This window comes from Peribacillus sp. NPDC096622 (assembly GCF_044762665.1).
Classification (GTDB): Bacteria; Bacillota; Bacilli; order Bacillales; family DSM-1321; genus Peribacillus; species Peribacillus frigoritolerans_B.
The window spans coordinates 1-24,582 of the sequence record NZ_JBIWES010000030.1 but is presented as its reverse complement, the minus strand read 5'-3'; the positions used below and the strand labels follow the sequence as shown (position 1 = coordinate 24,582).

27 protein-coding genes and 1 riboswitch are annotated in these 24,582 nt (G+C 32.8%); of the genes, 7 read left to right on the top strand and 20 right to left on the bottom strand.

From position 1 onward, the window contains the following. Window positions 1-734 precede the first annotated feature (734 nt). From ACIQYG_RS25545 to ACIQYG_RS25535, 3 genes are all read right to left on the bottom strand, one after another. Window positions 735-1,028 (bottom strand): hypothetical protein, encoded by a 294-nt coding sequence (locus tag ACIQYG_RS25545; protein ID WP_402844039.1) that lies wholly within the window; start codon window positions 1,026-1,028, stop codon window positions 735-737. A gap of 156 nt (window positions 1,029-1,184) precedes the next feature. After that, window positions 1,185-1,493: an AbrB/MazE/SpoVT family DNA-binding domain-containing protein gene (locus ACIQYG_RS25540; protein WP_402844037.1), complete on the bottom strand. Its 309-nt coding sequence runs from the start codon at window positions 1,491-1,493 to the stop codon at window positions 1,185-1,187. A 295-nt stretch (window positions 1,494-1,788) separates the two neighbouring features. Next, window positions 1,789-2,700: a DMT family transporter gene (locus tag ACIQYG_RS25535; protein ID WP_402844034.1), complete on the bottom strand. Its 912-nt coding sequence runs from the start codon at window positions 2,698-2,700 to the stop codon at window positions 1,789-1,791. Window positions 2,701-2,858: 158 nt separating this feature from the next. On the opposite strand from ACIQYG_RS25535, the gene ACIQYG_RS25530 reads away from it, so the two are divergent. Next, window positions 2,859-4,292 (top strand): aminotransferase-like domain-containing protein, encoded by a 1,434-nt coding sequence (locus ACIQYG_RS25530; RefSeq protein ID WP_402844031.1) that lies wholly within the window; start codon window positions 2,859-2,861, stop codon window positions 4,290-4,292. Window positions 4,293-4,456: 164 nt separating this feature from the next. Here the strand turns inward: ACIQYG_RS25530 and ACIQYG_RS25525 are convergent, their stop codons facing one another. Further along, window positions 4,457-5,047, bottom strand: coding sequence for a GNAT family N-acetyltransferase (locus tag ACIQYG_RS25525; RefSeq protein ID WP_402844029.1), 591 nt, complete (start codon window positions 5,045-5,047; stop codon window positions 4,457-4,459). Window positions 5,048-5,221: 174 nt separating this feature from the next. On the opposite strand from ACIQYG_RS25525, the gene ACIQYG_RS25520 reads away from it, so the two are divergent. Further along, complete coding sequence (locus ACIQYG_RS25520) at window positions 5,222-5,644, top strand: Lrp/AsnC family transcriptional regulator (RefSeq protein WP_402844026.1); 423 nt, start codon at window positions 5,222-5,224, stop codon at window positions 5,642-5,644. 418 nt (window positions 5,645-6,062) lie between these two features. Here ACIQYG_RS25520 and ACIQYG_RS25515 read toward each other — a convergent pair whose 3' ends face one another. The 12 genes from ACIQYG_RS25515 to ACIQYG_RS25460 all read right to left on the bottom strand — a co-directional run bounded on the left by ACIQYG_RS25515 (window position 6,063) and on the right by ACIQYG_RS25460 (window position 15,225). After that, on the bottom strand, window positions 6,063-6,881 hold the full coding sequence (locus tag ACIQYG_RS25515; protein WP_402844023.1) for an alpha/beta fold hydrolase: 819 nt from the start codon (window positions 6,879-6,881) through the stop codon (window positions 6,063-6,065). Between the two features lie 628 nt (window positions 6,882-7,509). After that, the gene (locus ACIQYG_RS25510) at window positions 7,510-8,676 is read right to left on the bottom strand and encodes a phosphoribosylaminoimidazolecarboxamide formyltransferase (RefSeq protein WP_402844020.1); all 1,167 of its coding nucleotides are present in this window, start codon (window positions 8,674-8,676) and stop codon (window positions 7,510-7,512) included. 49 nt (window positions 8,677-8,725) lie between these two features. Beyond that, window positions 8,726-8,804: riboswitch (ZMP/ZTP riboswitch) on the bottom strand. A gap of 493 nt (window positions 8,805-9,297) precedes the next feature. Then, entirely contained in the window at window positions 9,298-9,705 is a 408-nt protein-coding gene (locus tag ACIQYG_RS25505) for a hypothetical protein (protein WP_402844017.1), read from the bottom strand. 653 nt (window positions 9,706-10,358) lie between these two features. Beyond that, window positions 10,359-10,883 carry a DUF2199 domain-containing protein gene (locus ACIQYG_RS25500; protein ID WP_095395667.1) on the bottom strand — a complete coding sequence of 175 codons (525 nt, stop codon included), beginning with the start codon at window positions 10,881-10,883 and terminating at the stop codon, window positions 10,359-10,361. A 240-nt stretch (window positions 10,884-11,123) separates the two neighbouring features. Further along, window positions 11,124-11,396 carry a MepB family protein gene (locus ACIQYG_RS25495; protein ID WP_402844042.1) on the bottom strand — a complete coding sequence of 91 codons (273 nt, stop codon included), beginning with the start codon at window positions 11,394-11,396 and terminating at the stop codon, window positions 11,124-11,126. Then, window positions 11,359-11,631: a MepB family protein gene (locus tag ACIQYG_RS25490; protein ID WP_402844014.1), complete on the bottom strand. Its 273-nt coding sequence runs from the start codon at window positions 11,629-11,631 to the stop codon at window positions 11,359-11,361. Before ACIQYG_RS25490 ends, ACIQYG_RS25495 begins: the two co-directional genes overlap by 38 nt. 270 nt (window positions 11,632-11,901) lie before the next feature. After that, entirely contained in the window at window positions 11,902-12,201 is a 300-nt protein-coding gene (locus ACIQYG_RS25485; RefSeq protein WP_402844012.1) for a hypothetical protein, read from the bottom strand. A 68-nt stretch (window positions 12,202-12,269) separates the two neighbouring features. Continuing rightward, window positions 12,270-12,611: a hypothetical protein gene (locus tag ACIQYG_RS25480; protein ID WP_402844009.1), complete on the bottom strand. Its 342-nt coding sequence runs from the start codon at window positions 12,609-12,611 to the stop codon at window positions 12,270-12,272. After that, window positions 12,608-13,066, bottom strand: a complete 459-nt coding sequence (locus ACIQYG_RS25475; protein ID WP_402844006.1) for a helix-turn-helix transcriptional regulator — start codon at window positions 13,064-13,066, stop codon at window positions 12,608-12,610. The genes ACIQYG_RS25480 and ACIQYG_RS25475 overlap by 4 nt, the downstream gene beginning before the upstream one ends. A gap of 660 nt (window positions 13,067-13,726) precedes the next feature. Continuing rightward, on the bottom strand, window positions 13,727-13,921 hold the full coding sequence (locus tag ACIQYG_RS25470) for a hypothetical protein (protein ID WP_249599328.1): 195 nt from the start codon (window positions 13,919-13,921) through the stop codon (window positions 13,727-13,729). 229 nt (window positions 13,922-14,150) lie between these two features. Continuing rightward, window positions 14,151-14,690, bottom strand: coding sequence for a TetR/AcrR family transcriptional regulator (locus ACIQYG_RS25465; protein WP_402844001.1), 540 nt, complete (start codon window positions 14,688-14,690; stop codon window positions 14,151-14,153). A gap of 268 nt (window positions 14,691-14,958) precedes the next feature. Beyond that, window positions 14,959-15,225: a hypothetical protein gene (locus tag ACIQYG_RS25460; protein ID WP_402843999.1), complete on the bottom strand. Its 267-nt coding sequence runs from the start codon at window positions 15,223-15,225 to the stop codon at window positions 14,959-14,961. A 327-nt stretch (window positions 15,226-15,552) separates the two neighbouring features. Here ACIQYG_RS25460 and ACIQYG_RS25455 point away from each other — a divergent pair, with 327 nt between their 5' ends. From ACIQYG_RS25455 to ACIQYG_RS25440, 4 genes are all read left to right on the top strand, one after another. Further along, window positions 15,553-16,143 (top strand): TetR/AcrR family transcriptional regulator, encoded by a 591-nt coding sequence (locus ACIQYG_RS25455; RefSeq protein ID WP_402843996.1) that lies wholly within the window; start codon window positions 15,553-15,555, stop codon window positions 16,141-16,143. Between the two features lie 143 nt (window positions 16,144-16,286). Further along, window positions 16,287-16,934: a DJ-1/PfpI family protein gene (locus tag ACIQYG_RS25450; RefSeq protein WP_402843993.1), complete on the top strand. Its 648-nt coding sequence runs from the start codon at window positions 16,287-16,289 to the stop codon at window positions 16,932-16,934. 515 nt (window positions 16,935-17,449) lie between these two features. Further along, window positions 17,450-18,067 (top strand): DUF2306 domain-containing protein, encoded by a 618-nt coding sequence (locus ACIQYG_RS25445; protein ID WP_252278744.1) that lies wholly within the window; start codon window positions 17,450-17,452, stop codon window positions 18,065-18,067. Between the two features lie 305 nt (window positions 18,068-18,372). Continuing rightward, complete coding sequence (locus ACIQYG_RS25440; protein WP_252278745.1) at window positions 18,373-18,903, top strand: DinB family protein; 531 nt, start codon at window positions 18,373-18,375, stop codon at window positions 18,901-18,903. Between the two features lie 236 nt (window positions 18,904-19,139). On the opposite strand, the gene ACIQYG_RS25435 is transcribed toward ACIQYG_RS25440, so the two are convergent. Together ACIQYG_RS25435 and ACIQYG_RS25430 are read right to left on the bottom strand one after the other, a co-directional pair. After that, window positions 19,140-20,222 (bottom strand): DUF4030 domain-containing protein, encoded by a 1,083-nt coding sequence (locus tag ACIQYG_RS25435; RefSeq protein ID WP_402843989.1) that lies wholly within the window; start codon window positions 20,220-20,222, stop codon window positions 19,140-19,142. Continuing rightward, entirely contained in the window at window positions 20,212-20,775 is a 564-nt protein-coding gene (locus tag ACIQYG_RS25430; RefSeq protein ID WP_402843985.1) for a sigma-70 family RNA polymerase sigma factor, read from the bottom strand. Before ACIQYG_RS25430 ends, ACIQYG_RS25435 begins: the two co-directional genes overlap by 11 nt. A gap of 468 nt (window positions 20,776-21,243) precedes the next feature. Here ACIQYG_RS25430 and ACIQYG_RS25425 point away from each other — a divergent pair, with 468 nt between their 5' ends. Further along, complete coding sequence (locus tag ACIQYG_RS25425; RefSeq protein WP_402843983.1) at window positions 21,244-21,984, top strand: alpha/beta fold hydrolase; 741 nt, start codon at window positions 21,244-21,246, stop codon at window positions 21,982-21,984. A gap of 449 nt (window positions 21,985-22,433) precedes the next feature. Here the strand turns inward: ACIQYG_RS25425 and ACIQYG_RS25420 are convergent, their stop codons facing one another. Together ACIQYG_RS25420 and ACIQYG_RS25415 are read right to left on the bottom strand one after the other, a co-directional pair. Next, entirely contained in the window at window positions 22,434-22,640 is a 207-nt protein-coding gene (locus tag ACIQYG_RS25420) for a DUF5316 family protein (RefSeq protein WP_402843980.1), read from the bottom strand. Between the two features lie 161 nt (window positions 22,641-22,801). Continuing rightward, the gene (locus ACIQYG_RS25415) at window positions 22,802-23,212 is read right to left on the bottom strand and encodes a YjdF family protein (protein WP_402843977.1); all 411 of its coding nucleotides are present in this window, start codon (window positions 23,210-23,212) and stop codon (window positions 22,802-22,804) included. Between the last annotated feature and the right edge of the window lie 1,370 nt (window positions 23,213-24,582).

The following is a 24,582-nucleotide window of genomic DNA, read 5'->3' as shown; positions in this document are numbered from 1 at the left end:
TGCTGGGTCAATGGTCGTTGACACTCATGCATCATACAAGAGGGCTCTTTTTCTTTCAAGACCCCGAACATCCTTCTAACAGGAATGCTGCCCCGTTAGTTTAAGTACATCATTTCACAATTTCTTCTCGGCATTAACATAAATATCCATTTATCTTTTAATAAAAACTCCCCATAAACAACCGTTTTCGGTTACTTTTAAAATCAATAACACGGTTCAGTAATTCGGGTTAATACCCCCTATCTAAAAACTATACCAAAATCAAATTACTAAAATGAAGAGTTTAGACCGTTTTTGGTGAATCATTTTACAATATCTGTCTTAGGGTATAATAAGTGCGTTTTTTTTGACGGCTGGACCCCTAAATGAACAAACATTTTTATAAATTATCAATCTTATTAAAAATCCACAGGCATCCCATTAGGTTGGGAACATATAACCTATTCGGGGAATATACATTTGACTTGAAAAGGTACCAAACTCAAATAAACTGCGCCCGTAAAAGATAGAAAAAATAAAGCTGATTTCCCCATAACGTAGGAGAAATCAGTTTTATTTTTTCTAGTAATTGTATTAGAGTGGGTTTTACGTCAAAATGTTGGCGGTACCCGGGTACTGTCAACACTTCGCGGAAAACATACGCTAAGTTAATTTTCTACCATAAAAAAAAGAAGCAGGTTAAAAACTTGCTTCTTTCCGTTTAAAATCGAAGTTGAAACTATATGGCGTCGTTGCTAGTATTCATTTGATACTGGGATTGCAAATTGAACCAATTCAGGGTGTTCTTTCATGTCTTGCATCACTTTTTCTCTTTGCTCTTTTGATGTTTTGATATCTTCTTCAACCAATACATCCATTCCAGGCATTAGAGTGATTTCTTCGTTGTAATCTTCAACTAATACATCCATTCCAGGCATTGGAATGATTTCTTCGTCATTTACTGGCGCATTTGCTAAATTAGATTGGAAAGAAAAAATACTAATAAAAGCTAACAATAAACCGAATGATATAAAAACTTTCTTAAACATAATCTACCTCCTTCATGCTATTAGGTCTTTAATTTCACAATTTAGACTTATTTGCAATCGCTGCTGCAGTTGCATCGAGGTCATATGTTGTTCGACTTATGATTGGTGTACTTTTAACAATTTGTAAGGGTATAAAAAAGCTTGGGAATTAGTGGCTTAACGTACAAAGTTTCCGTTTTCGCTGGCGGTACCCCGAATAATAGTAGTTTTTAATTCTTCCAAAAGTATTTCTGCTCCTTTTGGACTTAAAATGATATCTCCTGGATAGACTTTGTTTTTGTTTGTCACTTCTCCAGTAATGGTACATGTATTAGAAGCTTGGTATTTCTGTAAAATGATACGATCATCTTCTACAAATATTTCTATTAAATCTTTAAATTGAATGTCTCGGATTTTTCTTAATTCGTTAGGAATGACCACACGACCTAATTCATCAATATTACGAACAATTCCCGTTCCTTTCATAAAATATCTACCTACTTTCCTATTATTCTAATTAAATTATAACATTAAATGTTAATGATTGTTATTTTTTCCAAATTCTCCATTGCACAAGTTTAATTTTATAAATGGGGTACCGTCAGGGTAGCACCAACATTTTGACGTAAAACCCACGTTAAGACATTTTTGGGTAGCAAAATAGTTCTTTTCCTTACTTTAAGCTAATTCCCTTTAACGTAAATGGGTTTGCGAAAAGGGAATTAGTTTTAGGTAAGGGTTAAGGGAACGAAAATCATGACTTTCTGGACTCAATAATGAATTAACCTTCTATTTTTATATTTCGTTTTACTCTTTTCAGTAATTTATCTCCTTGGATATGAATGAATAAAACTCCAAATAGCGTTATGATTCCTCCTATAGCAGAAAGGGTAGTCGGCACCTCTCCAAGCCAAACCCAAGAAATCACAAATGTAAGAGCTGGTGTTAGGTAAAGGGAGCTCGTTGCCTCTGAAGCTCCTGCTCGAGATGTAACAAATGCTAATGCAAGATAAGGAATAACCGTAGGAAAGAGACCTAAGTACAAAATGCTAAGGGTAGATTCTATAGAGGAACTTATTATTTCCTGACCTAGTCCTGGGAGATAGAAAAGCATAAAAAATGTACCTGCCCAAATCGTATAGGTAGTAAAAGCAAGAAATCCATACTTTATTAAATAACGCTTTTGAAAAACGAAGTATAAACTTTCTGAAAAGGATGCTAAGAGAATAAACAAAATTGTAGTGTTAAATTCAAAGTGATCTCCTGTTCCAAACGATATCAAGATAACTCCCAGAAAACTTATAATAGATCCAATCCACCTTATAAACCCAAAGCGTTCACGCATAAACCAAACGGCTAATAGAGCAGAAAAAATAGGAGTCATAGAAACAATTAGGCTTGCAGCACCAGCACTAACCGTTTTCTCTCCAACGTTTAAAGCTGTATGATAAACCGTGAAACCTAAAAATCCTAACAATAAAATAGCTGGAGTATCCTTTAATTCAGGTAAACGCATACGAGTGAGTATAGCAATTACTACGAGAGCTATAGAACCAACTAGTAATCGAAAAAGGGCAAGATGTTCAGGTGTATAGTATTCTAATCCAACCCGAATACCAGGAAAAGCTGAAGCCCATAGAAAAATCGCAAGACCATAGGCGACAATAACATTAAAACCCCATTTTTTTGCCATTTGAACACATCCTTAGAATAAGGAACCAACCAATATTATTTCTGGTTCCGATTATTTCTAATATTAATCAGTATTTGATAAAATGTCCTCAACCAGCTTGGTAATTTTTAACCCAACCACTTTGGATTAAAAATAGAATGTAAAGGGGTTTTAAATGAGTGAAACCAAATAAACAATATCCAAAATATCAACAAATTGTCGATTATATTAAAGAGAAAATTGCAAATGGGGAATGGCCAATCGGAAGCAAAATTCCAAGCCAGCGTATATTAGCTAAGAGATTTGAAGTAAATCGGAGCACTGTCATCACTGCTTTAGAAGAATTAATGGCTGACGGGTTAATTGAGGGTAAGATGGGAATGGGAACAGTCGTAGTTAATAATACTTGGACATTAATAGCCACAAATCCTCCGCCTGATTGGAACGAACATGTCAAATCAGGATTACACAAACCGAGTCAAGCAACAGTTCAAGAGATTAATCAAGCCGAATCAAACACAAACTTTATTCAGCTTAGTAAAGGAGAACTTTCCAAAGATCTATTTCCTTTAGAAACAATGAAGCTCGTTATGGGGAAAGTATCTGACAAAATGGAACCTTTCGGGTATGAAGACCCAAAAGGCTTCCTCCCCTTACGTGAAGCATTAACTACTTATTTAAAAGCATTGGGGATTAATACCTCTCCTTCTTCCATTTTAATTGTTTCAGGAGCCTTGCAGGCTTTGCAACTAATTTCAGTTGGTCTTTTACAAAGAGGATCAACCGTTTTACTTGAAAAACCTTCTTATCTTTATTCTCTACATGTTTTTCAATCAGCTGGGATGAAGCTTACAGGTTTACCGATGGACGAACAAGGTCTCTTGCCAAACACTGTTTTCACTTCAAAAAAACAACAGGGTAAAGTGATTTTATATTCCATTCCTAGTTTTCATAATCCAACAGGGATATTAATGTCAGAAAAACGCCGTCAAGAACTTCTTGAAGTATGTGAAAAAGAACAGCTTCCAATGATTGAAGATGATGTTTATCGAGAATTATGGATTGATGAAACACCTCCACTTCCTTTAAAGGCAAAGGATAAGAATGGACATATTTTGTATCTTGGCAGTTTGTCTAAAACGTTGAGTCCTGGTTTAAGAATCGGTTGGATTGTTGGTCCGGAACCTGTGATTGAACGATTATCCGATATAAAAATGCAAACCGACTACGGTTCTAGTTCGTTATCTCAAAGGGTTGCAGCTGAATGGTTATCAAGTGGTCTATATCAACATCACCTTGAAGATGTAAAAGAACAACTAAAAATACGGAGGGCAGTTGTTTTGGATGTTTTAGAAACTCATTTAAAAGATATAACAACATGGAATGTACCGAAGGGAGGATTTTTTATTTGGCTAAAAATTCTACCTAAACTATCCATGAAAGATCTTTATGTAAAAGCATTATCTGAGGGTATACTTCTTAATCCAGGTAATATTTATGGTCAAGAATCGGACCGTTATCTACGTATATCCTATGCGTATGCCTCATTAACAGATCTTAAAAAGGGAATACATGAAATTAGTCAAATCATTCGTGAATTAGCAAAGAGTTAATAAAAATCCTCATCCAAAAGAGAATTGGTTGAGGATTTTTGTCACCCTATCTTTTCTTGCTGCTGTACTAGGTATGGGTGAATAGGAACATAAAACTAATTCCATAAGATTTATCAATAAAAGTAGAAATAATAACCAATGGGAAATAAAAAGTGTTAACTTACTTATTCAAATTCGCTGAAGAATTTCTTTTTAATATCATTCCACTCCTCTTGGATAATACTAAAATAAACATCGTCTCTTTTATTTCCATTTTGATCTATGTAATTGCTACGAAAGATCCCTTCTTGCTTAGCTCCAAGTTTTAGAATTGCTTTCTGAGACCTAATATTGTCTATATCTGCACTAAATTGAACTCTGTTAAAGTTCATATTTTCAAAAGCATATTTTAATAATTCATATTTACAAGCTTTGTTTATTCCTGTTCCCTGAAATTTTGTCCCATACCAAGTCCAACCTATTTCTAATCTCTTATTATGAAAATTTATATTCCCAAGTCTTGTGCTACCTACAATTTTTTTTGTTTCTTTATCAATAATAATAAATGGATATGACTTTCCCTCTAACTTTTCATTTAAAGTTGAATGTATATACTCATCTAACTCCTCTTCTGTACGAATAAATAAACCCATGTATGTCCATAGAGACTCATCAAAAGCAACCTCTTTTAGAGGTTCTTTATACTCTAAGGTAAAAGGAACAAGTAATACTTTTGAATTTTCTAAAATAATATCATTCTGAAAAAAACTATTCACTATTAAATCACTCCCTAAAGGTATTTTATTCCAATATAGAATACTAAACACTATTTTATATTACATATTGTATTAAATACATAGATATATTAAGCTTATTTTGTTTAATACTTTATTATTTATTTTAATTTCACAATTTTTCTTAAAAATATAATGTCAAAGGACGATGCTACCTTGGATGAAATTGATCAAAGTATTTTAATTCTACTTCAAGAAAATGCTCGAATATCTATGACAGAACTAGGGAAAAAAGTTGGACTTTCAACTCCTGCTGTAAATGAAAGGGTAAAAAAGCTTGAAGATAAAGGGGTAATAAAAGGATATAGAGCTATTATCGATACTGAAAAGCTAAATAAAAGTGTAACTGCCTTTATTTTATTTGATACGAAACAAGGAAAATCATTTAGGGATTTCTGTAAAAAAAATCATAACGTAGTTGAATGTCATCGATTAGCAGGACAGTTTAGTTATTTAGTAAAAATCGTAACGGAGTCAGTTCAATCGCTTGAAGAATTTATTGATTCGTCATTAGCTTATGGAGAACCTTCTACATTAATTAAATTATCTTCGGTGGTAGAATATAGACCTTTTAGTTAAGGGTAATAAAATTGTAAAAGGGTACCGCCAATATTTTAGATGTAGAGCCTAGACATTGAAAAGCCGAGTTTGCTCCTTAAAGTAGGAAAACTCGGCTTTTCAATGTCGAATAATGCTTAGCGTATGTTTTCTGCGTTTTGCTACCGGGACCCAAAAAAGTAGTATAATCGCAAAAATAAAAAGGAGCTGAAAAGTTTAGCTTTGAAATAAAGATTGATCAAAAGGTCCTCTTGAACCCCATATTAGCGTAAATAAAAAGAATCCATTTTGAAAAAAGGTTGTCAAAATGGATTCTTTTCTTGTGATTAAGTATTCAGTTTTTATAAAATACTTTGATTGTTTTTAGTGATCCTTAATCAACTAACGCACCCGTTAGTTTAAGTACAATATTTCACAAACTTCACTTACTGCGTAAGTATTAGTTTTGGAACTCTTCAATTCTATCCAACCATTCATTTAATAGAGTACTAAAAAGTTGTGGTTGTTCAATTTGTAAATTGTGACCTGCTATATCCAATACAGCAAATGTTCCTCGCGGATACTTGTTTACTATGTCAAGAGCATCTTTATATCCAACCGAAGAGTCTTGTCTTCCTAACAGGAATACACTGGGTTTAATAAAATCAGACTGGTCAATCTTAAAAGAAAATCCATATTTATTCTTAACCTTATTTAGAAACTTTTCATCTCCAATTTTACAACCACTTAGAATTTCTTTGTTGTACCTTAACCATGTGTACTCATCAAGTACAATGTTGTTATTTCTAAAATCTTCTAATTCATCCTTTGATAAATTTCCAATAAACTTTTCATCCATTCTCAATATTTTATGTTTCTCAACTGTTCTATTTTCTGGAAGAGGAATAATAACAGGACATATAAATGCTGCACCGAGTATTTGTTCTTGATGCTTCTCAATAATGCCTCTAGCTATATAGCCACCGTAAGATTCCCCAACAATTACGTACTCTTGGTTAGGAATTACAGCTTGAATAAAATCTAAAACAGCATTCAGCATTTCATCAGAACTACTTATTTCGTTATATTCTTTTGTTAATCCCATTCCAGGTAGGTCAATATAAATACGTCGCCACCCCTCCCTCTTGGTAAATATAGGCTCCATACAACCACTCATTAATCGATGGTCCGGAGAATAACCGTGTATCATTAAAATTGGTTTACCTTCTCCTAAATCTTCATAATATATTTCGGCTTGGCGAACTTTGCAATATGCCATATTAATCCTTCTTTCTATAAAAATCATTTTAACTAACAATACCTATTTTCTTTTTGTTTCTTCAATTCCTTCTTCAACTAAACTGCCCCGTTAGCCATCCATGAAGCGCAAAAATCAGCGCTTCACCACAGAGAATGAAAATTGCTCTCTATGTCGATAATGTTTTAATGGCTGGCGAAGAAGGTCGTTGAACTATGGTGCCTTTGAGCCCATCCGTTAGTCTGACTCCGACGACCACGGTGTACCACCGACTGTCGTGCCCTTTATGGGTAGCACTCATGGGGGATTAATCCTTTTTTGGTCGTCGCGCTAGCCTCTACTTATTTTGCTATGATTGGAGGTTTTTGTTTAGCGATTTACCAAACTCAATCAGATTACTCATAAGGCTTGCCTTTTTTTAAAAAGCGTTTTTACTGGGTCTATTTTGTTGTGATTTTTTCTGGATTTTGAGCTTTTTTAATTTTCATGGGAGTTCATTAAGAAAAGCGAAACTTCTTTAAGAATCGCGCCCGATTACGGAATAAGAATAACATATTTCGTTTGCCTATTTTACATAAACACAATTATCGGATAAGAGAAGTAGCCCCTATTAAAAGGCTCTTTCTCCTTAATTATATTCCTTCATAGCTTAATGATGAAATACACGAATGCCTGAATGTGCCATGACCATTCCATGTTCATTTGCTGCTCGTTCAACTTGATCGTCTCGTATAGAATTACCTGTTTGAACAACATATTTAACTCCACTTTGAGCAGCACGATCAAGATTATCTCGGAACGGTAAAAAAGCATCGGAAGCATAAGAAACTTCTTTTAATCTTTTTAACCATTGCTGTTTCTCACTCTTACTTAGCCTTTCAGGGACTTCTTGAAAACATTGTTTCCATTGTTGATTTTCAGCCTCAGTAATATTATCATTCAGCCATCCATCAATCGCATTATTCATTTCTACACGAGATATTCCTTCTCTGAACCTCATATTAAGTGCCCTTGGATGTTGTCTTAACCACCAGTTATCTGCCTTTTCAGCTGCTAATCTTGTACAATGAATACGTGATTGCTGCCCAGCACCAATTCCAATTGTTTGACCATCTAAAGCGAAACAAACAGAGTTTGATTGTGTGTATTTCAATGTAATAAGGGCAACAAGAAGATCTTGCTTGGCTCTATCAGGAATATCACATTGTGTCGTAACAATATTGTCAAAAACTTCTTTTCCGATCTGTACATCATTTCTTTCTTGTTCTAAGGTAATTCCAAATACCGTTCTTTGTTCAATTGGAGCAGGCACATAGTTTGGATCAATTTCTAAGATTAAATACTTTCCTTTCTTTTTCTGTTTCAAAATCTCTAATGCCTCTTGACTGTAACTTGGTGCAACAATGATATCAGAAACCTCTGTTTTTAGAAGGTTTGCTACAGTTACATCAACTTCATCACTAAAAGCAGCACAATCACCAAATGAAGATATCCTATCTGTTCCTCGTGCTCTTACGTAAGCAACAGCTAATGGAGAAAGTTCCATATTTTCAATGAAATAAGATTTAGCAAGTAAATCATTCAGTGGAGAGTACACAGCTGCACCTGCTGGACTGACATGTTTAAAGGATGCTGCTGCTGGTTGACCAGTGGCTTGTCGAAGCTCTCGAACCAGTTGAAAAGCATTTAAAGCATCTAAAAAATTAATATAACTGGCTTCTCCGTTTAAGATTTTAATAGGCCCGTTCTCTGCAACATAAACTTTAGCTTTACTCTGATTTGGATTCATTCCGTACCGTAAACTAATCTCTTTCACTTAAAGATCCCCTTTCTAAAATAAAAAAAGTATTTGAACTCATGTTCAAATACTTTGCCCAGGCGTACGGCCGTTATCTATGTGCTTCCTCATGGTCCTCCATGTTTACGCCAGTAACACATAGTCTGTTTTATAAGAAAATTTTACATAATAATATTGATTTTAACAATATTTTTGGCTAATTTTTCTTTTTTTAATTGTAAATCCATTTTTGTTCGGAAGTCTTATTCCATTAAATGGCCCGATTGCTGAACAAAGTTAAAAAGCACACATTTTATTATTTGTTCCAAAACTCGTCCTTTTTGAACACATGTCATGAAACTCTTTTTTTGTCACTATTCACGTCATAAAACCCTGTTCATTATTCTACGTCCAATAACCTATTAAAATCTATCTTATTGTAGATTTGAAACAAAGTTTGATCAAACTAATACAAAAAACTTTGATAAATAAATACAAAGGGCATGTTTTGAAAATAGATTATCAAAACATGCCCTTATACTACTATTGAATTGGATTATTCTTTTATAAAAAACGCTGATCTTTTTGTCTTCCTTAATAAACTAACGCACCCGTTAGTTCTATAAGAAGAGTTGACCAATATTTCGTCATAGATTCTGTTTAAGGTTTGCTATTAGTTTTTTTCAAAAAAAACAATATATGAAAATAGGTATGTACTGCTATTCCTACCGTTAAATAAGCCCAAAAATTATCAGAGTCTAATATGTAGGCAAGAGTGATTGCAGAAATAGTATACAAAGAAAATTGTAAAAGATATACTTTTAAGTTTGTATGTAAACCCACAAAATAAGTTATGGTATCAATAATTAGAGTTACAGGAATACCAATAATGCAATATATTGCTAATTCATATATTGTGCCAATAATTACTCCATTTAAAAAAGGGAAATATTCATCTTTTGGAAGATCTTCATTTAAAGATATTAAACTATCAATTGAAGCACTAAAAAACGATGACAATGGAGCTGCAAGAAGTATAGAAATAGGGATCAAATATAATTTTTTCATAAACACCACCTCAGCATTAAATATTACCATTTCATAAAGAGTGGTAGCAAAATGTATTGCAATTAATTCACAGTACGAATAAATTACGCTTCTTGAACTAAACTGCCCCTTTAGTTCTATAAGAAAAAGCTGCCTTAAAGAAAGCTCCGATCTTCAGCTAACGCACCGTTCATTAGAGGTAAAATCTCATTCTCCTGTTAAAATCTCTATAAAAATAACGGTAAAAACAAAAGCTAACAAAGAAAGTAACACTCTATTAAATAAATGAATAGGCATTAGACGTTCTTTTAGCTTAAAGTATCCATTTAACACGACGATTAGTATAGCAAAATGAATAATTATTGCTATTAAATCAGTGTAAGTAAATGGCTTGCTTATGTAACTATCTGAGTAAAACCCTGTTAGGATTATTACATTAAATAGAATAAATTGGACTCCAAAATATTTAATAAGATTCAATCTGCATAAGCTCCTTCTCAATTTCTCATTGTGGTTCACCATTATTGTAGCTGTAACAAATAACTTTGGGAAACAGTACATATCGAGAAAACTTCTTCAACTAACCTGCCCCATTAGTTGTTTAAAGAAAAAGCTGCCTTTTAAGACAGCTCCGAGCCTACGCTAACGAACCGTTAGTTCATTATGCAGAGATATTATTTTTCTTCTACTTTACACAAATCTTCTGCTATCTGCTTTATTCTTTTAAATCCAATTCCTTTTCTTTGCTCTATGGATAATGGGTGTTCTGTTGGTTCTAATTCTATAGAAGGACGTAAACCTATTGGACGAGTGTGAACCATTGTTTTTAAGTTTAGTGTTTCAGGATAACAAGGAATAGAAGTTTGCAGCCAACCAAACATTGGTTTCAAATCCTTTTCTCTGCCTTCAACTTCCCAATACTCCATCATTTTGTCAAAATTTGTTTCACTTAATGAAACCCAAACATCCCAAATAAAAGGATCTTCCCCATCCATTACTGGAAGTTCAATACATCCACGAATAAAGAAATATTCATCATCAATTATACACACATCTTCATTCATCTCTATTCGTTTTTCTTGTTCTTCGAATGGTACTTCCTCATAGTAATCAGGAACAGGACTTCCATAACTCAAGGGAAGTTCATCGTGATAATTTCCACAACATTTACATTGATAACCAACTTTATAATTGCTCATTTTACATCCCCCATACAATAGCCTTACCTTATCTCAATATTAACCCAAAAGGACAATACTGAATTTGATAATTTAGCCTGGCACGTTAGTGAATATCATAAAATTCTTATGCAACTAACCTGCCCCGTTAGTGCAATAAGAAAAAGGCTGCCTTAGCAACCTTCTTTATTGAAGTAAAGCACCCGTTAGTTCATTAAGAAAAGCGAAAATTCTTCAAGAATCGCGCCCGATTGCAGAGGATTAAAAAGAATAGAGTTCTAATATTTTTTCTAAGGGTAATTTATTCGGATTACACATGTCAACAAAATAGGGTAACTGCCATTTTTGAGTTTTCATCGCTTGATTACTACTCGGACTATCCCAGCTAGGATAAACTCTTATTGCCATTTTGCCCTTTGTTGAAGTAGACCTAAGAATGTTCTGTTCTAATAGAATTTCTTTTGGGAAAATAAATTGACCAAACTCATTTTCATTTTTAAAGGTAGTTATAACTAATATCAGGGGCTTCCTCATATAAGTAGGGTTGATTTTTATTATTTTGGTCTTTTTCCCAAAATGCAACAAACTGCCCTACTTTGGTAGGGGTTATATTCGCAACTCTGAATCGAACTGTTTTAGAAGATAATTGAAATGTACCAGCACCATACTTAGAATTTTGCTTCTCTTCTTGAACTGACTTTACAGTTAAGTGATTCGACTCATAAATCATTTTATTTACATAAGTTAATGCTGTAAAAAAATTATTCATTTCTTCACTCCTAAATTTCAAACAAAATGGCCCAATTGTTGAATAAAGATCAAACAGTACTCTTCAACTTTCCTGCCCCGTTAGTGCCATAAGAAAAAGAGCTGCCGCAGCAACCCCTATAAAGCACCTGTTAGGTGATTAAATCTTGTAATACGGTAATTTTCAAAAACGGTTTCATATTTCCTGAATGTTCTTTTTGCTACCCTGCCCAGGAGAGAGATTGTACTTTTCTTCAATCGCCCCCGATTGCGAAAGAAAACAAAGGCAAAGTTAATAAGGGCTATATTTATTAAAGGATATATATAAGAGGATGCCTGCAAATATCATCATAATGATTCCCATAATTAAACCTATTATTGCTAAAGGTTTCTTCTCATTCTTTTTAAGTAAAGCTATAACACTCAAAATAATCGTTAATATGATGCCAATATATTGCGTTAATCCGATACCAATATATTGCGTTAACATAAAGAATTTTGGATATATATTGGCTAAAATGGGATGTAAAATCACGAATACTCCTAATCCAAATGAAGTAAAGCTTATCCAAGAATACTTTTTATCTTTCATATTTCAATCCCCTGCATTTCTAAAATGAATTATCAAAATATTAATCCCTTATTAAACAATCCTGCCCGTTACTTGAATAAGTTTTTTCCTTTTGTCATTATAATTTTGTTTGAAAATAAGAAAACAAACCACCAAACCAATAAAAATAAATAACCCACAACTACATAAAGAGACCAAATCGCACCTTGTTGTAATTGACTAAATAAATGTTCAAACTCATTTAGTCCTTCTCCTCTTCCAATACTATTTAACAAACTCATTATCGGAACAGTAATCACAAAAATTATGGAAATAAAGGACATTCCTATATTCCTTTTTCGAATAAGACTAAATATTAATGCTCCTAATGTAATAAACAAAAATAAGTAATATATTATCCAAAACCACCCTGGAAGACTTTCCGTACTCATTTCCCCACCTCCTGTAATTCATATAAACGACTTAAACTCTCTTCTTTATCAAAAGAACTATGCCAACGATAATCAAATTGATCCAATATACGGTAATGATTACTAATCAAATTTTGTTGCAAACGAAAATCCCCCCTATACTCGATTTCTTTCCACCATATCTTACCACCCATTGTTTTTTCTTTAGGCGTACCACCATTTTTTCTTGCAATTAACTGAACAAAATCAACTGGATTGTCACCAATTGTTGATATCAACAATTGGCTATGATTAAACAAAGCACAAAATGCAACAACGGTGGTCCAATTGGCTTTTGTTCTTCTTTTTTCAATTTGAACTAGTGTTTTTTTTGAAATCCCTAGAATTTCAGACATCTTATCTTGAGAAAAACTTTGTTCTGTTCGGACAAGTTTCATTTTTTCTGATATTAAATTGATGAATTCTTCTTTTTCCATATATACTAAATACTCCCTTTTAGTGTAATTTTACACTAAAATTATTATTTTTCAACGAAAAATACCCTTTTTTAATAAAAAGCAACTTTAAAACACAAAGAAAAAAGCAAGGAATAACCTTGCTCTAAATAATAAATTTGAAATGAGAATGTTTCTTAATTAAAGCTTGTTGAACTAACCTGCCCCGATAGTTCCATAAGAAAAAAGAGCTGCCGATCAGCTCCTAATAATGAAGTAGTGCACCCGTTAGTGAAATAACCAGTATGTATTATTCACATGATACAGACCAGTTAATAGCTAAGAAGTCCTTTTCAACGTTAGGTGTCTTATTGTTTTCAATACATGCACTTTTTGTGATTTCAAGTGAATTAAAGTTTGAGATAATAGCAATTGCAGAAAATGACAGAACTATAAAACATAGCATAAAAGACTTTTTCCTCTTAATATTCACACCAACATTCCCCCAAAATCCTATTTTAATGACCAAAATTGTACAATAGCCAGCCGTATAATTCTTCTATTAAACTCCCTATTAATTTAAAAAAGGAAATACCACCGTTCAAGTAACCCACCTACAGGAACGCTGCCCCGTTGTGCAATACAAAAAGACGCCTCCTTATTAAAGAAAAGCGCCCGTTTGTTGAATTAATATAAAATCATTTAATCTTTTTTACTTTGATTTACCTTAATTAATTCATCAAGCTTCTCATTTTTTTCTTTGTCTAATTTTATTTTTTCATTCATGAACTTTATTACCTTAATTACAAAATAAATAGCAAAAACAGTAAGAACTAAATAAAAAATAATAGGTAAAAAAGCTAAAAGAGCAAATAATCCATCTCCACCGTTAATCATTTCAGACCTCCAAAAATATTAAATATATCAATATTATACAGTATCTTCTTAAATTAAACTGACCGGTTAATTGAGGGTTACTTGAATTCGAAGATAATGTTAATAATCAATAATCTCACATTCAAAAGGCCGCCAATTGGCTGCCTTCTTATGACGCTAACGCACCCGTTAGTTTAAGTACAATCCTTCACAATTGCATTTAAATTGAATAGTAATAAAAATATTATAACTATAGGTTCCTCTCTAATAAAATTCCCACTCGTTGTGCCATAACATGAGGCGGGTAAGGCTTTCCATTCTTGAACCACCATTCCACTATCCCTACGATAGCTGCTCCAAAAAATTGAATAGTAACATCTTCACCATGATTTTCTCCTTCTTTTATATCCACTTGATTCTTTAACTCTTCGAGGACAAATTCAAGGAACCGATTACGGAAATAAACTGCTCCTTTACTCGCTAAGATTGCTGAGAAAAATAAATAATTACGCTCAAAGTACTTAAACAATAAAAATTCCGTATCAATATAATTCATTTCGGCTGTCGATTCGCAGAGTTTTCTTAGTTCGTTTATATGTTCTTCAGTAATTTTATCCAGTAGATCAAATTTATCCATGTAATGAAGATAGATGGTCCTTCGGCCAACATTTGCTCTGTCGGAAATATTTTGTATTGTAATCTGATCAAATTTTTTTTCAGACATCAGTACAATAAAAGCATTTTTTATTGCTTCTTGAGATTTAAGTATTCTTCTATCCACTACAGACATTTTTAGAGACACCAAACTTTCTTAAAATAATTACACCATTTTAATCAAAATCTGCAATAAGGCACAAATCATGTTCATTTAATTATTGCAGGCAACCTATTTTCATATTCCACCCCTATTTAATGAATAATTATGTATATATTGGTATTATCATACAAGATATTACAACTAATTAAAAGGATGTATTATTGAACTAACCTACCCCTTTAGCTCTATAAGAAAAAGAGCTGCCGAAGCAACTCCCTTATTGAAGTAAAGCACCCTATAATTAAATAAACATTTGAAATAAAAATCTCATTGCTTCAATACCAATAAAGTAAAATAAACCAACTAAAATACTAAGACCTAAAGATACCCTTTTCCAATATCCCTTTTCGCTGAGTCCAGCAAAAATAAAAGATAAAATAATTCCTGTTATCATTAATAAACGAAACGTTGAGACTTCAGGATTAATGATAAATGTTACAGCCATACCAAAGAATCCAATCACCAACATTATTAAAGTGAATGAAATAACTCCAAAATATTTTTTCATTACCTTCCTCCCCCTTAACTTATTTTACCATTCTGTAGAGGGTGTAGCTTTATAAAAAAGTCTGATCAGAAATACCTCGCAAACCCATATTTTACGATAGATAAAAAGAAACCATTTTGAAAAAAGATTGATCAAAATGGTTTCTTTTTTTAGAACATACGTATGATTTTTTATAAAAAAGTTTGATCATTTTCCCACCTATTTTATTCAACAATCGCGCCCGATTGTTGAAGATCATTTATTAAAGGAGAACTACAAGTTTAGTTTTTAAATTTTTTGAGTTATAATATTAATCGTTATATAGAGGAACTCGGAGGAAACAACAAAATGAGTATGAATGATGAAGTGCGCGATCAAATTATAATAACTGCTTTACGCCTTTTTAATACAAAAGGATTTAGTCAAACTTCCATTCAGGATATTATGGAAGCATCTTCTTTACCAAAAGGAGCTATTTACCGTAGATTTCCTAACAAAGAGGCAATTGCTCTTGCTACATTTGAAAAAGCAGGAGAAATAATTTGGAACCATATGGTTCAAGCAAGTGAACAAGCGAATACGGCTACTGATAAAATAATAGCAATATCATACATTTACCAAGATGCTGTCAATAATCCTCCTATTGAAGGCGGTTGCCCCTTACTAAATACTGCGATTGAAGCCGATAATTCCTACCCAGAGCTTCAAAAGGTTGCTTCTGAAAGTTACACCCAAACACTTCTGTTTTTACAATCAATTATTGAGGATGGAATGCGTAATAACGAATTCCGTAAAGATATAAACTCCCTTTCTCTGGCTTCATTTCTTATGTCTTCTATGGAAGGCGCAATAATGTCCAGTCGTTTATCATTTAATAATGACCATATTTTTTATTGCATTGAACAAATTAAAGCTTTATTGAATTACTATTCTTCTTGAAAAATCCCCACTTCTAAGTTATTGGGGGTTTTTTCATTAATAATTCACAATTTCATTATATACAATCGAACAATATACTATATAATATAATTTATCGGACCGGACGGTCCGGTCCTAAAATAAAGACAGGATGTGTATATAATATGAAATTTCAAATTGTTTTATTTGATGGATTTGATTTAATGGATGCAATTGCTCCTTTTGAGGTTTTTGCAGCTGCAGCAATTCTTTCACCTGAAAATGTAATAGTAGAGTTGGTAACAGCTGAAGGGAAAAGACTAGTCAAAAGTGGCGTTAATGACGTTGGAATTGAAGCCACAGGAGTAATTGATCCGAACGCTGAAGGTGTTATTTTAGTTCCGGGTGGGGCTGGAGATATGTATGGTGATGGTCCCAATTCGATAGTAACCAAATTAAAGAAAGCTTCTGAAACGAAGCTGAAAACTTCGTTACAAAAAGCGGTGCAAAACCCTAATATTACCTTAACCACAGTATGCGGAGGTTCTACCCTTTTAGGGATGATGGGACTATTAAATGGCCGACATGCTGTTACACATCACATGGGGATGGATGCGTTGCCGGCTATGGGGGCTAGGCCAGTATATGCTCGTATAGTAGATGATGGAAACTTAGTCTCCAGTGGTGGTGTAACTTCAGGTATAGATATTGCCATTTACACAATTGAACAAAAGCTCGGCCCAAAAATTGCTCACTATCTCGAGAAGTTATTTGAGTTTGAACGTAGAGGAACAGTTTGGTCAAATAAAGGTCAAGAACCTCGTATCAATTAAAAAATAAAGAGGTACTTTTCTTTTAATTATTTACCTGTATTAAAACGAAAGGAATAAACTTATGTATCATCTATTATTACTTGTTCATGTAATTAGTGCGGTACTTCTTGGGAGTTACATTACATTACCTTGGCAAATAAAAAAAATGCTAACTATTCCAAGAGACAACCTGGTACTTCGCATTAATCTCATTCAATCATATACAAGAGCAGGGCATTATTCACTCATCCTCCTACTAGTATCTGGGGGCTTAATGATCGTCATATATTCTGCTTTCCCCTCAATAATTTGGGTAGTAGTATCCTTCACCACTTTACTGTTTATTGGTGCTTTTATGGGCATGATTAAAAAAAAACTTAGGCAAATAAAGGATTCAGAAAAACCAGAGGATCTTTTGAAGAGGAATTTTAAAGTTTTAAGCATGTTTAGTTGGGCATTATTCGTTTGCGTACTCTTTGCACTCATTATAATGACTAATCCTTCTATACTGTTATAAAACTGAGGAGGATAGGTATATGAAGCAACGCAAATTCCTAATTACGATTTTATCAATTATTTCTGTAATGTGGGTAATGCATACACTATCTAAGAATTTTGTAGTTGATCCAAGTTTTCAGGGATTCCTATCAAAAAAAGATGAACTTCTTTCTAATCAAATGCTATGGGTATTGATGATCCGAGTTCATATTATTCTTGCGATAATTGCACTCCTTACAGGACCTCTCGGAATAATTAAACGATTACGTTTGAAATCCTTAACATTTCATCGATGGAATGGTCGAATCTATGTTTCATCTATTGTGTTAAACTTTATTCCCGGTTTATACGTTTCGTTCTTTGCGACAGGTGGCTGGCCAAGTACAATAGGGTTTCTTATCTTAAATACACTATGGCTTATAACAACAATATTCGGTTATATATATATAAAAAGAAAAGATGTCTTACGGCATAGTCAATGGATCATCCGAAGTTTCTTTCTATCCTTTGCCAATATGATCATTTATATCATTGTCGCAATTACACATAATGGATTAGATCTTTCCTATGGTCTTTCATATACGATTGCTGTATGGCTTTGCTGGATTTTCAATTTAGCAATAGCAGAAATTGTGATTAGAAAAAAATACTTATGATATTAAATAATTACGAGCCTTTTTGAAAACTTTAAGTTCGCAATTTCTAACTTTTGGATTTCTTATCTTCTTGGTTAGATTAATTTAACGTGTATCATAGCTTTAATTTACTTAAAGAAATACTCCATATTGTTTCAACCTGAACCTATTAAAAGGCACTTTCTTTCTATATGAGAGGAATGCGCCCGTTTGTTGAAAAAGGATATTTTCCCCTGACAGTTTTACATGAAATTTAGTTATCGTTAGTCAACATATCTATAAAAATGAGTCAATATGAAGATATAACTAGTATGGAGGCGGTTATAATGCTTAAACGTCCGAAAACGAATGAATACCATCCGTTTTTCGAGAGCTACATAAGACTTGTTTCTGACGAAGGATTACTTGATATTCTAAAGAAGCAACAAGAGACAACTATTAATTTACTAAGAGGTATATCTAATGAACAAGCAGCGTACCAATACGAAGCGAAAAAATGGAATTTGAAAGAAGTACTCGGTCACATGGCAGATGCTGAACGCGTACTGAGTTCTCATGTTCTTGTAGTTGCTCGTGGAGATACTCCTTCATTTACGCCATTTGATAAAGATTTATATATGACTAATGCAGATTTCAGCAGACTTGATTTCCAAGACATACTTTCAGATTTTTCGATTGTACGACAATGCACCTCTTCATTGATCGCCTGTCTTTCCAACGATGCATGGATACGCAAGGGAACAGTTTTAAATCATCCAACTACTGCACGTGCACTGGCGTACATAATTGCCGGTCATGAACTACATCATCTAGCAATTATCAAGGAAAGATATTTACTAAAATACAGCATAGATTAAGATTCAAATGAAAAAAGGAAGTCATTTTGATTTCCTTTTTTCATTTTGCACAAGGCATATTTTACTTAGATCTATTTTCATGGTAGTTCTATAAAGACTTATTGTATAGTTGACACAAACTGTGCGCTAAACTTTTGAGAGTAATAATAGTTTTCTTCTCATCAAATTAAAGAAGTGTTACCTCTAGTAACCCTTCTCAGTTTATTGATCAAATATAGCTAATTTAGTACCAATGTTTAATTTATTTTCTTTTTATCTTCGCTATATACAATGATTTTATAAGGATCATTTTTCACTACTTCATAAGATTCGTCAGATTTGATGTACTGCTTAATTTCTCTTTCAATCATATTACCATATTCCTTAGCATCCGAATCAGAAGATTTTACCGACGTATTTATAGTAAATGTTACTGGTAAGGATTCGAATGAGAATGATAAAAGATTAACTTTGTAATCTTCGTTAAATTGTAACCTTCTTTCCAATACGTTAGTAATGGGTTTCCACCTTTGTTCTTGTTCCCTAATTTTCAAGTTAATTTTATCGATTTCAATTTTGTAGGAATCTAATTCTTCTTTTTGGATAACTTTATTCATCTCTTCTTTTATTTCTTCTATCTGGTTCTCAGTGTCGGGTACTTCTAATTTAATCAAGCGACTCTCTTTAGTATAGTTCACTTGCAATTCTAAAATATTGAAATTCTGTTTTTTTAACTCTTTTGAAAGTTCATCGGAAAGTAACTTGACTTCAGCCATCCTTATATCTTGTTTCGCGTTTAGCTCTTTATCAAGAGGGTCTTCTTCGTATCTTTGTATTTTAATTGAATATGGACCTAAATTCTCCGATTGAAGTGCATCATTCACGCTTTTTCTAATGTTATTTTGCAAAGAAGACAGCTTATTTTCTGGATCTCTGATAGCTAGGATGATTTCTTTATCTGCTTTTGAAACTTGTATGTCCCAAATATCATAGTCCTCTTTGTTGGCTACATCCAAAATAATTCTCTCTATATCTATGATTTGATCTTCCTGATTTAAAAAATAACTTAAATACGGAATTTCGGATAGCATTCTAGCCATAGCTGGAGAGACAAATGCAGAACCAATGAGAAGTGTAAATAGTAATAGGGCTGAACAAACAGAATAAGTGATTTTTTTCCCAAAACTGGACCTATGTTTTTTGGTTCTTTCAAAGTTAGATGTCTTATTTAAGTATCCAACTTTTCTCAAAACATTTTGCTTATGTTTTTCCTCAAAGCGTATTTCTTTCAGTACGGTATTATTCATTTTATCTTGGAGGTTTTTCATTTTATCTTCCATCCATATTCCCCTCCTTAAATATACTTTTAAATAAATTTCGTGCACGGTAGAGTCTAGTCTTTATTGTATTTTCGTTAACATTTAATAAATCTGCTATTTCTAAAATGGAAAGATCCTCGTAATAATAGAGGATTATTACTTCTCTCAATATCAGGGGAAGAGATAGAATTATTTTCGAAATCCACCGATTTTCTTCTAAATCTAAAAGTTTAAGCTCCGTTGTATTCGTTCCATTTTTAAAAAAGGAACTGATTAAATCGGTATAAAACAAATTTTTAAAAGACCAGCTTTTTAGTTCATCTTTACATTTATTTACGGTTATCCGATAAATCCATGTTTTTACCGACGATTGATTACGGAACTTATCCATATGTTGATAACAACTTATAAACACTTCTTGGGCTATGTCTTCTGCTAATGTCTTTTGCTTCACGTATGTATAAGCTAGGCGTACGACCATATCGCCATATTGCTCCATAATTGTTTCGAGATGAATTTCTTCGGTGGTCTCATTGACTTCAAAAAAAGAAGCCTCATCCATTTTCTTTTTCACGTGCAATCATATCCTCCTTTTTTTCTATAGTTAGACGATTCACATAGAGAAATGGTTCTGTTTTCTCCAAATTAAAAATGACTAATCACAATTTAAAATGTATATTCCCTTACCTATCTGGACCGGACTCAACAATTCTTAGATTTTTTCATTTTAATTTGAATGTATGATTGTATAAAAAATACTTTTAAAAGGCCGCCAATTGGCGGCCTTCTTATGGCGCTAACGCACCCGATAGTTTAAGTACAATATTTCACAAAAAGAGCCTGTTATTCACAAAAAATATTATCCAACCATCAACTAACCAAATGAATTGGATAGACCAGTACTTATTTCTTTACGAGCAACATCTGGTACATAATCTAAATCACATAATGAATCAGGCTTTTCTAAAATAAAAATATAGCTCATATTGCATTGTTATTTTATACTAAAAAAAACTACATGGATAAATTTGGAGGTTTTTATATGAATGAAGTTACTAAAACAGGCAAGATGCAAGATATTGGTGGCATTAAACTTTATTACGAATTTTTTCAAAGACCAAATGAAAACATTACAGTGGTTTTTGAATCTGGGTACGGATTCCCTTCTGATTATTGGAACCCTATTAAAGACGAGATTTCAAAATTCGCACAATTTCTTACCTACGATAGACTAGCTTTAGGAGAAAGTGAAAAAGATGATAGACCAAAAGACAGTAAACAGTCTGTTAAAAATCTGCGTGCCCTATTACAAAATGCAAATATTAAACCACCATATATGTTTGTAGGGCATTCAATAGGAGGAGCTAACGTAAGATTATATGCTAGTGCATATCCAGAAGAAGTAGCAGCAGTTATTCTTTTAGATTCTTGTCATGAAGATCAAAACAAAATTATGCCACCATTATTCAGTGAAGAAATGAGATCTATTTACTTTAATCAATTTTCAGTAGAAGGTTCTTTAGATGAAATTCAAGATAGTTTAGAGCAAATAAGTAAATGCCACTCATTAGGAGACATTCCCCTAACAGTTGTCAGCGCTGGTTTACAGTCTTATCACACAACTGAATCCTTCGCAGCTTGGAATCTATTTCAAAGAGACCTGACACGTTTATCAACGAATAGTAAACACATTGTCGTGGAAGATGCTGGACACCTCCTTCATGTTGATCAACCTCAGGTTATTGTTAACATTATTAAAGATACATTGAAAGAAATTAAGTAAGTTTAGTTTAAAACAGCCTTAGAACTAGATCACTCTAAACAGAAAAAACTACTGAGCACATGCCAGTATTGAACTGTTTAAGTCCTTATCATTTTCTTCGCTATTTATTTGAAACACTACCAAATATGGATGTAACGAATAAAGAAGAAATAGAAAAAGTCTTCCTTGATTAATGGATTTGCCTTCCATGTAAAAGGTATCGATAAAAAAGGAAGCAAACAAAAGTAGTTCCCCAAAACACACTTTTTATCGTGTATTTGGGGCTACTTGACGTTTTTACCATACAACTAAAGATGCCATTTTATCCCCCTGTACTTTTTATCTATATATCATATTTTACCATTGCTTATTCAACTATACTGCCCCGATAGTGCCATAAGAAAAAGGCTGCCTCAGCAACCTTCCTTATTAAAATAAATAAAGACCCTTAGTTGAAGAACAAAGTATTATTATACAAAGTATATTAATCCGGAAATCCCCAAAGAGATTACAGCTATGAGACCTGAGATAAATGCTATTTTCGTTCTAAAGCTTCGATTTTTTGCTGTTTCGGAATGAAAATTTGCCCTTTGTTGTTGTCCACCTGTCCATGCTCCGATAAAAATACCTGAAATAACAATACCTACTATCCCAACAATAAGAAAAAACTGAAACATTAATAACTCCCCCTTGTTAGGCTCTCATGCTTTTTATTACATATTATACCATGGATTTTATTGGTTTCGTTATAGAACTAACCTGCCCATTTAGTTCATTAAGAAAAAGAGCTGCCGAAGCGAACTGCATTAGAGAACATCTAACAATTGGAGGTGCAGTTTTACCTTCCACGGTGCTTTTTTTTACGTTTTTCTACCTTTAATTGTCTTTTCTTTTCCTTTTCCTCTTCTATTTGTTCACGAGAAAGTACTTTTCGCTTTACTTTTCGATTTTCAAGCTCTAATTTCAATGCTTCTTGAGCTTTGGTAGAGGCGCCTTTTTGTTTCATTTCTTTTCCAACAGCACGTGCTAACCGTTTAGGGTTTATGTGCTGTTCTTTATTTTGATTAACCTTTACACCTGTTGTAACTCGTTCCAGTAACCTCATCATTATGTGGTTTACAAAGTATTGTACCTCTTCTTCTTTTGGTTCTTTTCCAAAGATATGTTTACAAACTCTCAAAAACCCATCTTGATTATCTTCAACAATTCCTATCCAGAACTGGCCATCAAAGTAAAGTGTTAATTTCATCAGAATGCCCCCTCTAATTAAATAACAGAGTGATGGACATCCCGAGGGGGGAAGGCTACTAATATTAGTATGATGCAACTAATACGTCTGGACTACCAACCAAACTGTGATTTTTCACTCTATTAACCATTATATAAAGATATATGTTTTTGTAAAGTATTGGTAATGCATTCCCTTTAGGAGACCATTAGAATCTTTGGTTCATAAAATTTTTTTTATTTCATTAATTTTAAAATTTGTTAGTTACTTGTAGATTTGAAACAAAGTTTAATCAAATTAATACAAGAAACCTTGATAAATAAATCTAAAGGGCATGTTTTGAAAAAAGATTAATCAAAACATGCCCTTATATTATTTAATTGGATTATTCTTTTATAAATTGATCATTTTTGTGTTCCTTAATCAACTAACGCACCCGTTAGTTTAAGTACATTTCTTCACATTCTCGCTATATACTTTAAAATAAATATCCAATTTGTATAATAGAATAATGATAATAAAGAAAGGATGTTTTACTATCCAAACTATTGCCAGTAACTTCAAAAACATCTTATTAGTTATTTTTTTCGTAGTTTGCGTTGTTAATGTTTTTAGTGATAATGAACAATTTAATATAGCAACTAATGTGGCTGCCATGATTTTAATTAGCATCGTCGGATTAATTAACAGAATATATGCGAAAAAAGAAGTATAATCGCAAAAATAAAAAGGCGCTGAAAAGCTCCTCAGGCTTGTCGAGAAACCCTCGACAGCCTCTATTTTTTCTGTTTGATCCATCCATAGTAGATATGTCATATAAACCTAACCTGCCCCGATAGTTGCATAAAGAAAAAGCTGCCTTATAGACAGCTCCGAACTTAAGCTAACGCACCCGTTAGCATAATAATTTCTATTCATTTAATTCAACAGTTCAGAAATAATATCAGAACTTCTTGGCATTAACAAAATAATTGACAAAACGATAAAAAGAATACCAACAACCTATCAGAAGTAATAATAAATAATAAAATCCCACTCAATCACCTCATAATACTAACCAGATCTTATCCAGCACTTAATAGAGGAGCTATTATTATTGATAAACCTAAACTTATTAAGAATGTTATAAGCCAATCTCTTTTTTTCGTCTGCTTAAAAAGTATATTCAGAATCGAACTAATACATATACAAACTAAAAATACGACTAAAACCATAATAAGTTCCAAGTAATCCCCCCCAACAATAAGTTTTACTTTATATTTTAACATAAAAACCCAAATCCTTTATTGAACTATCCTCCCTCAATAAACTAAACACAATCTCACGATTGCTCTAGAATTCTTAGAATTTCATAGTCATATCATTAACCGTTATCTATGTAAGCTCGGCAT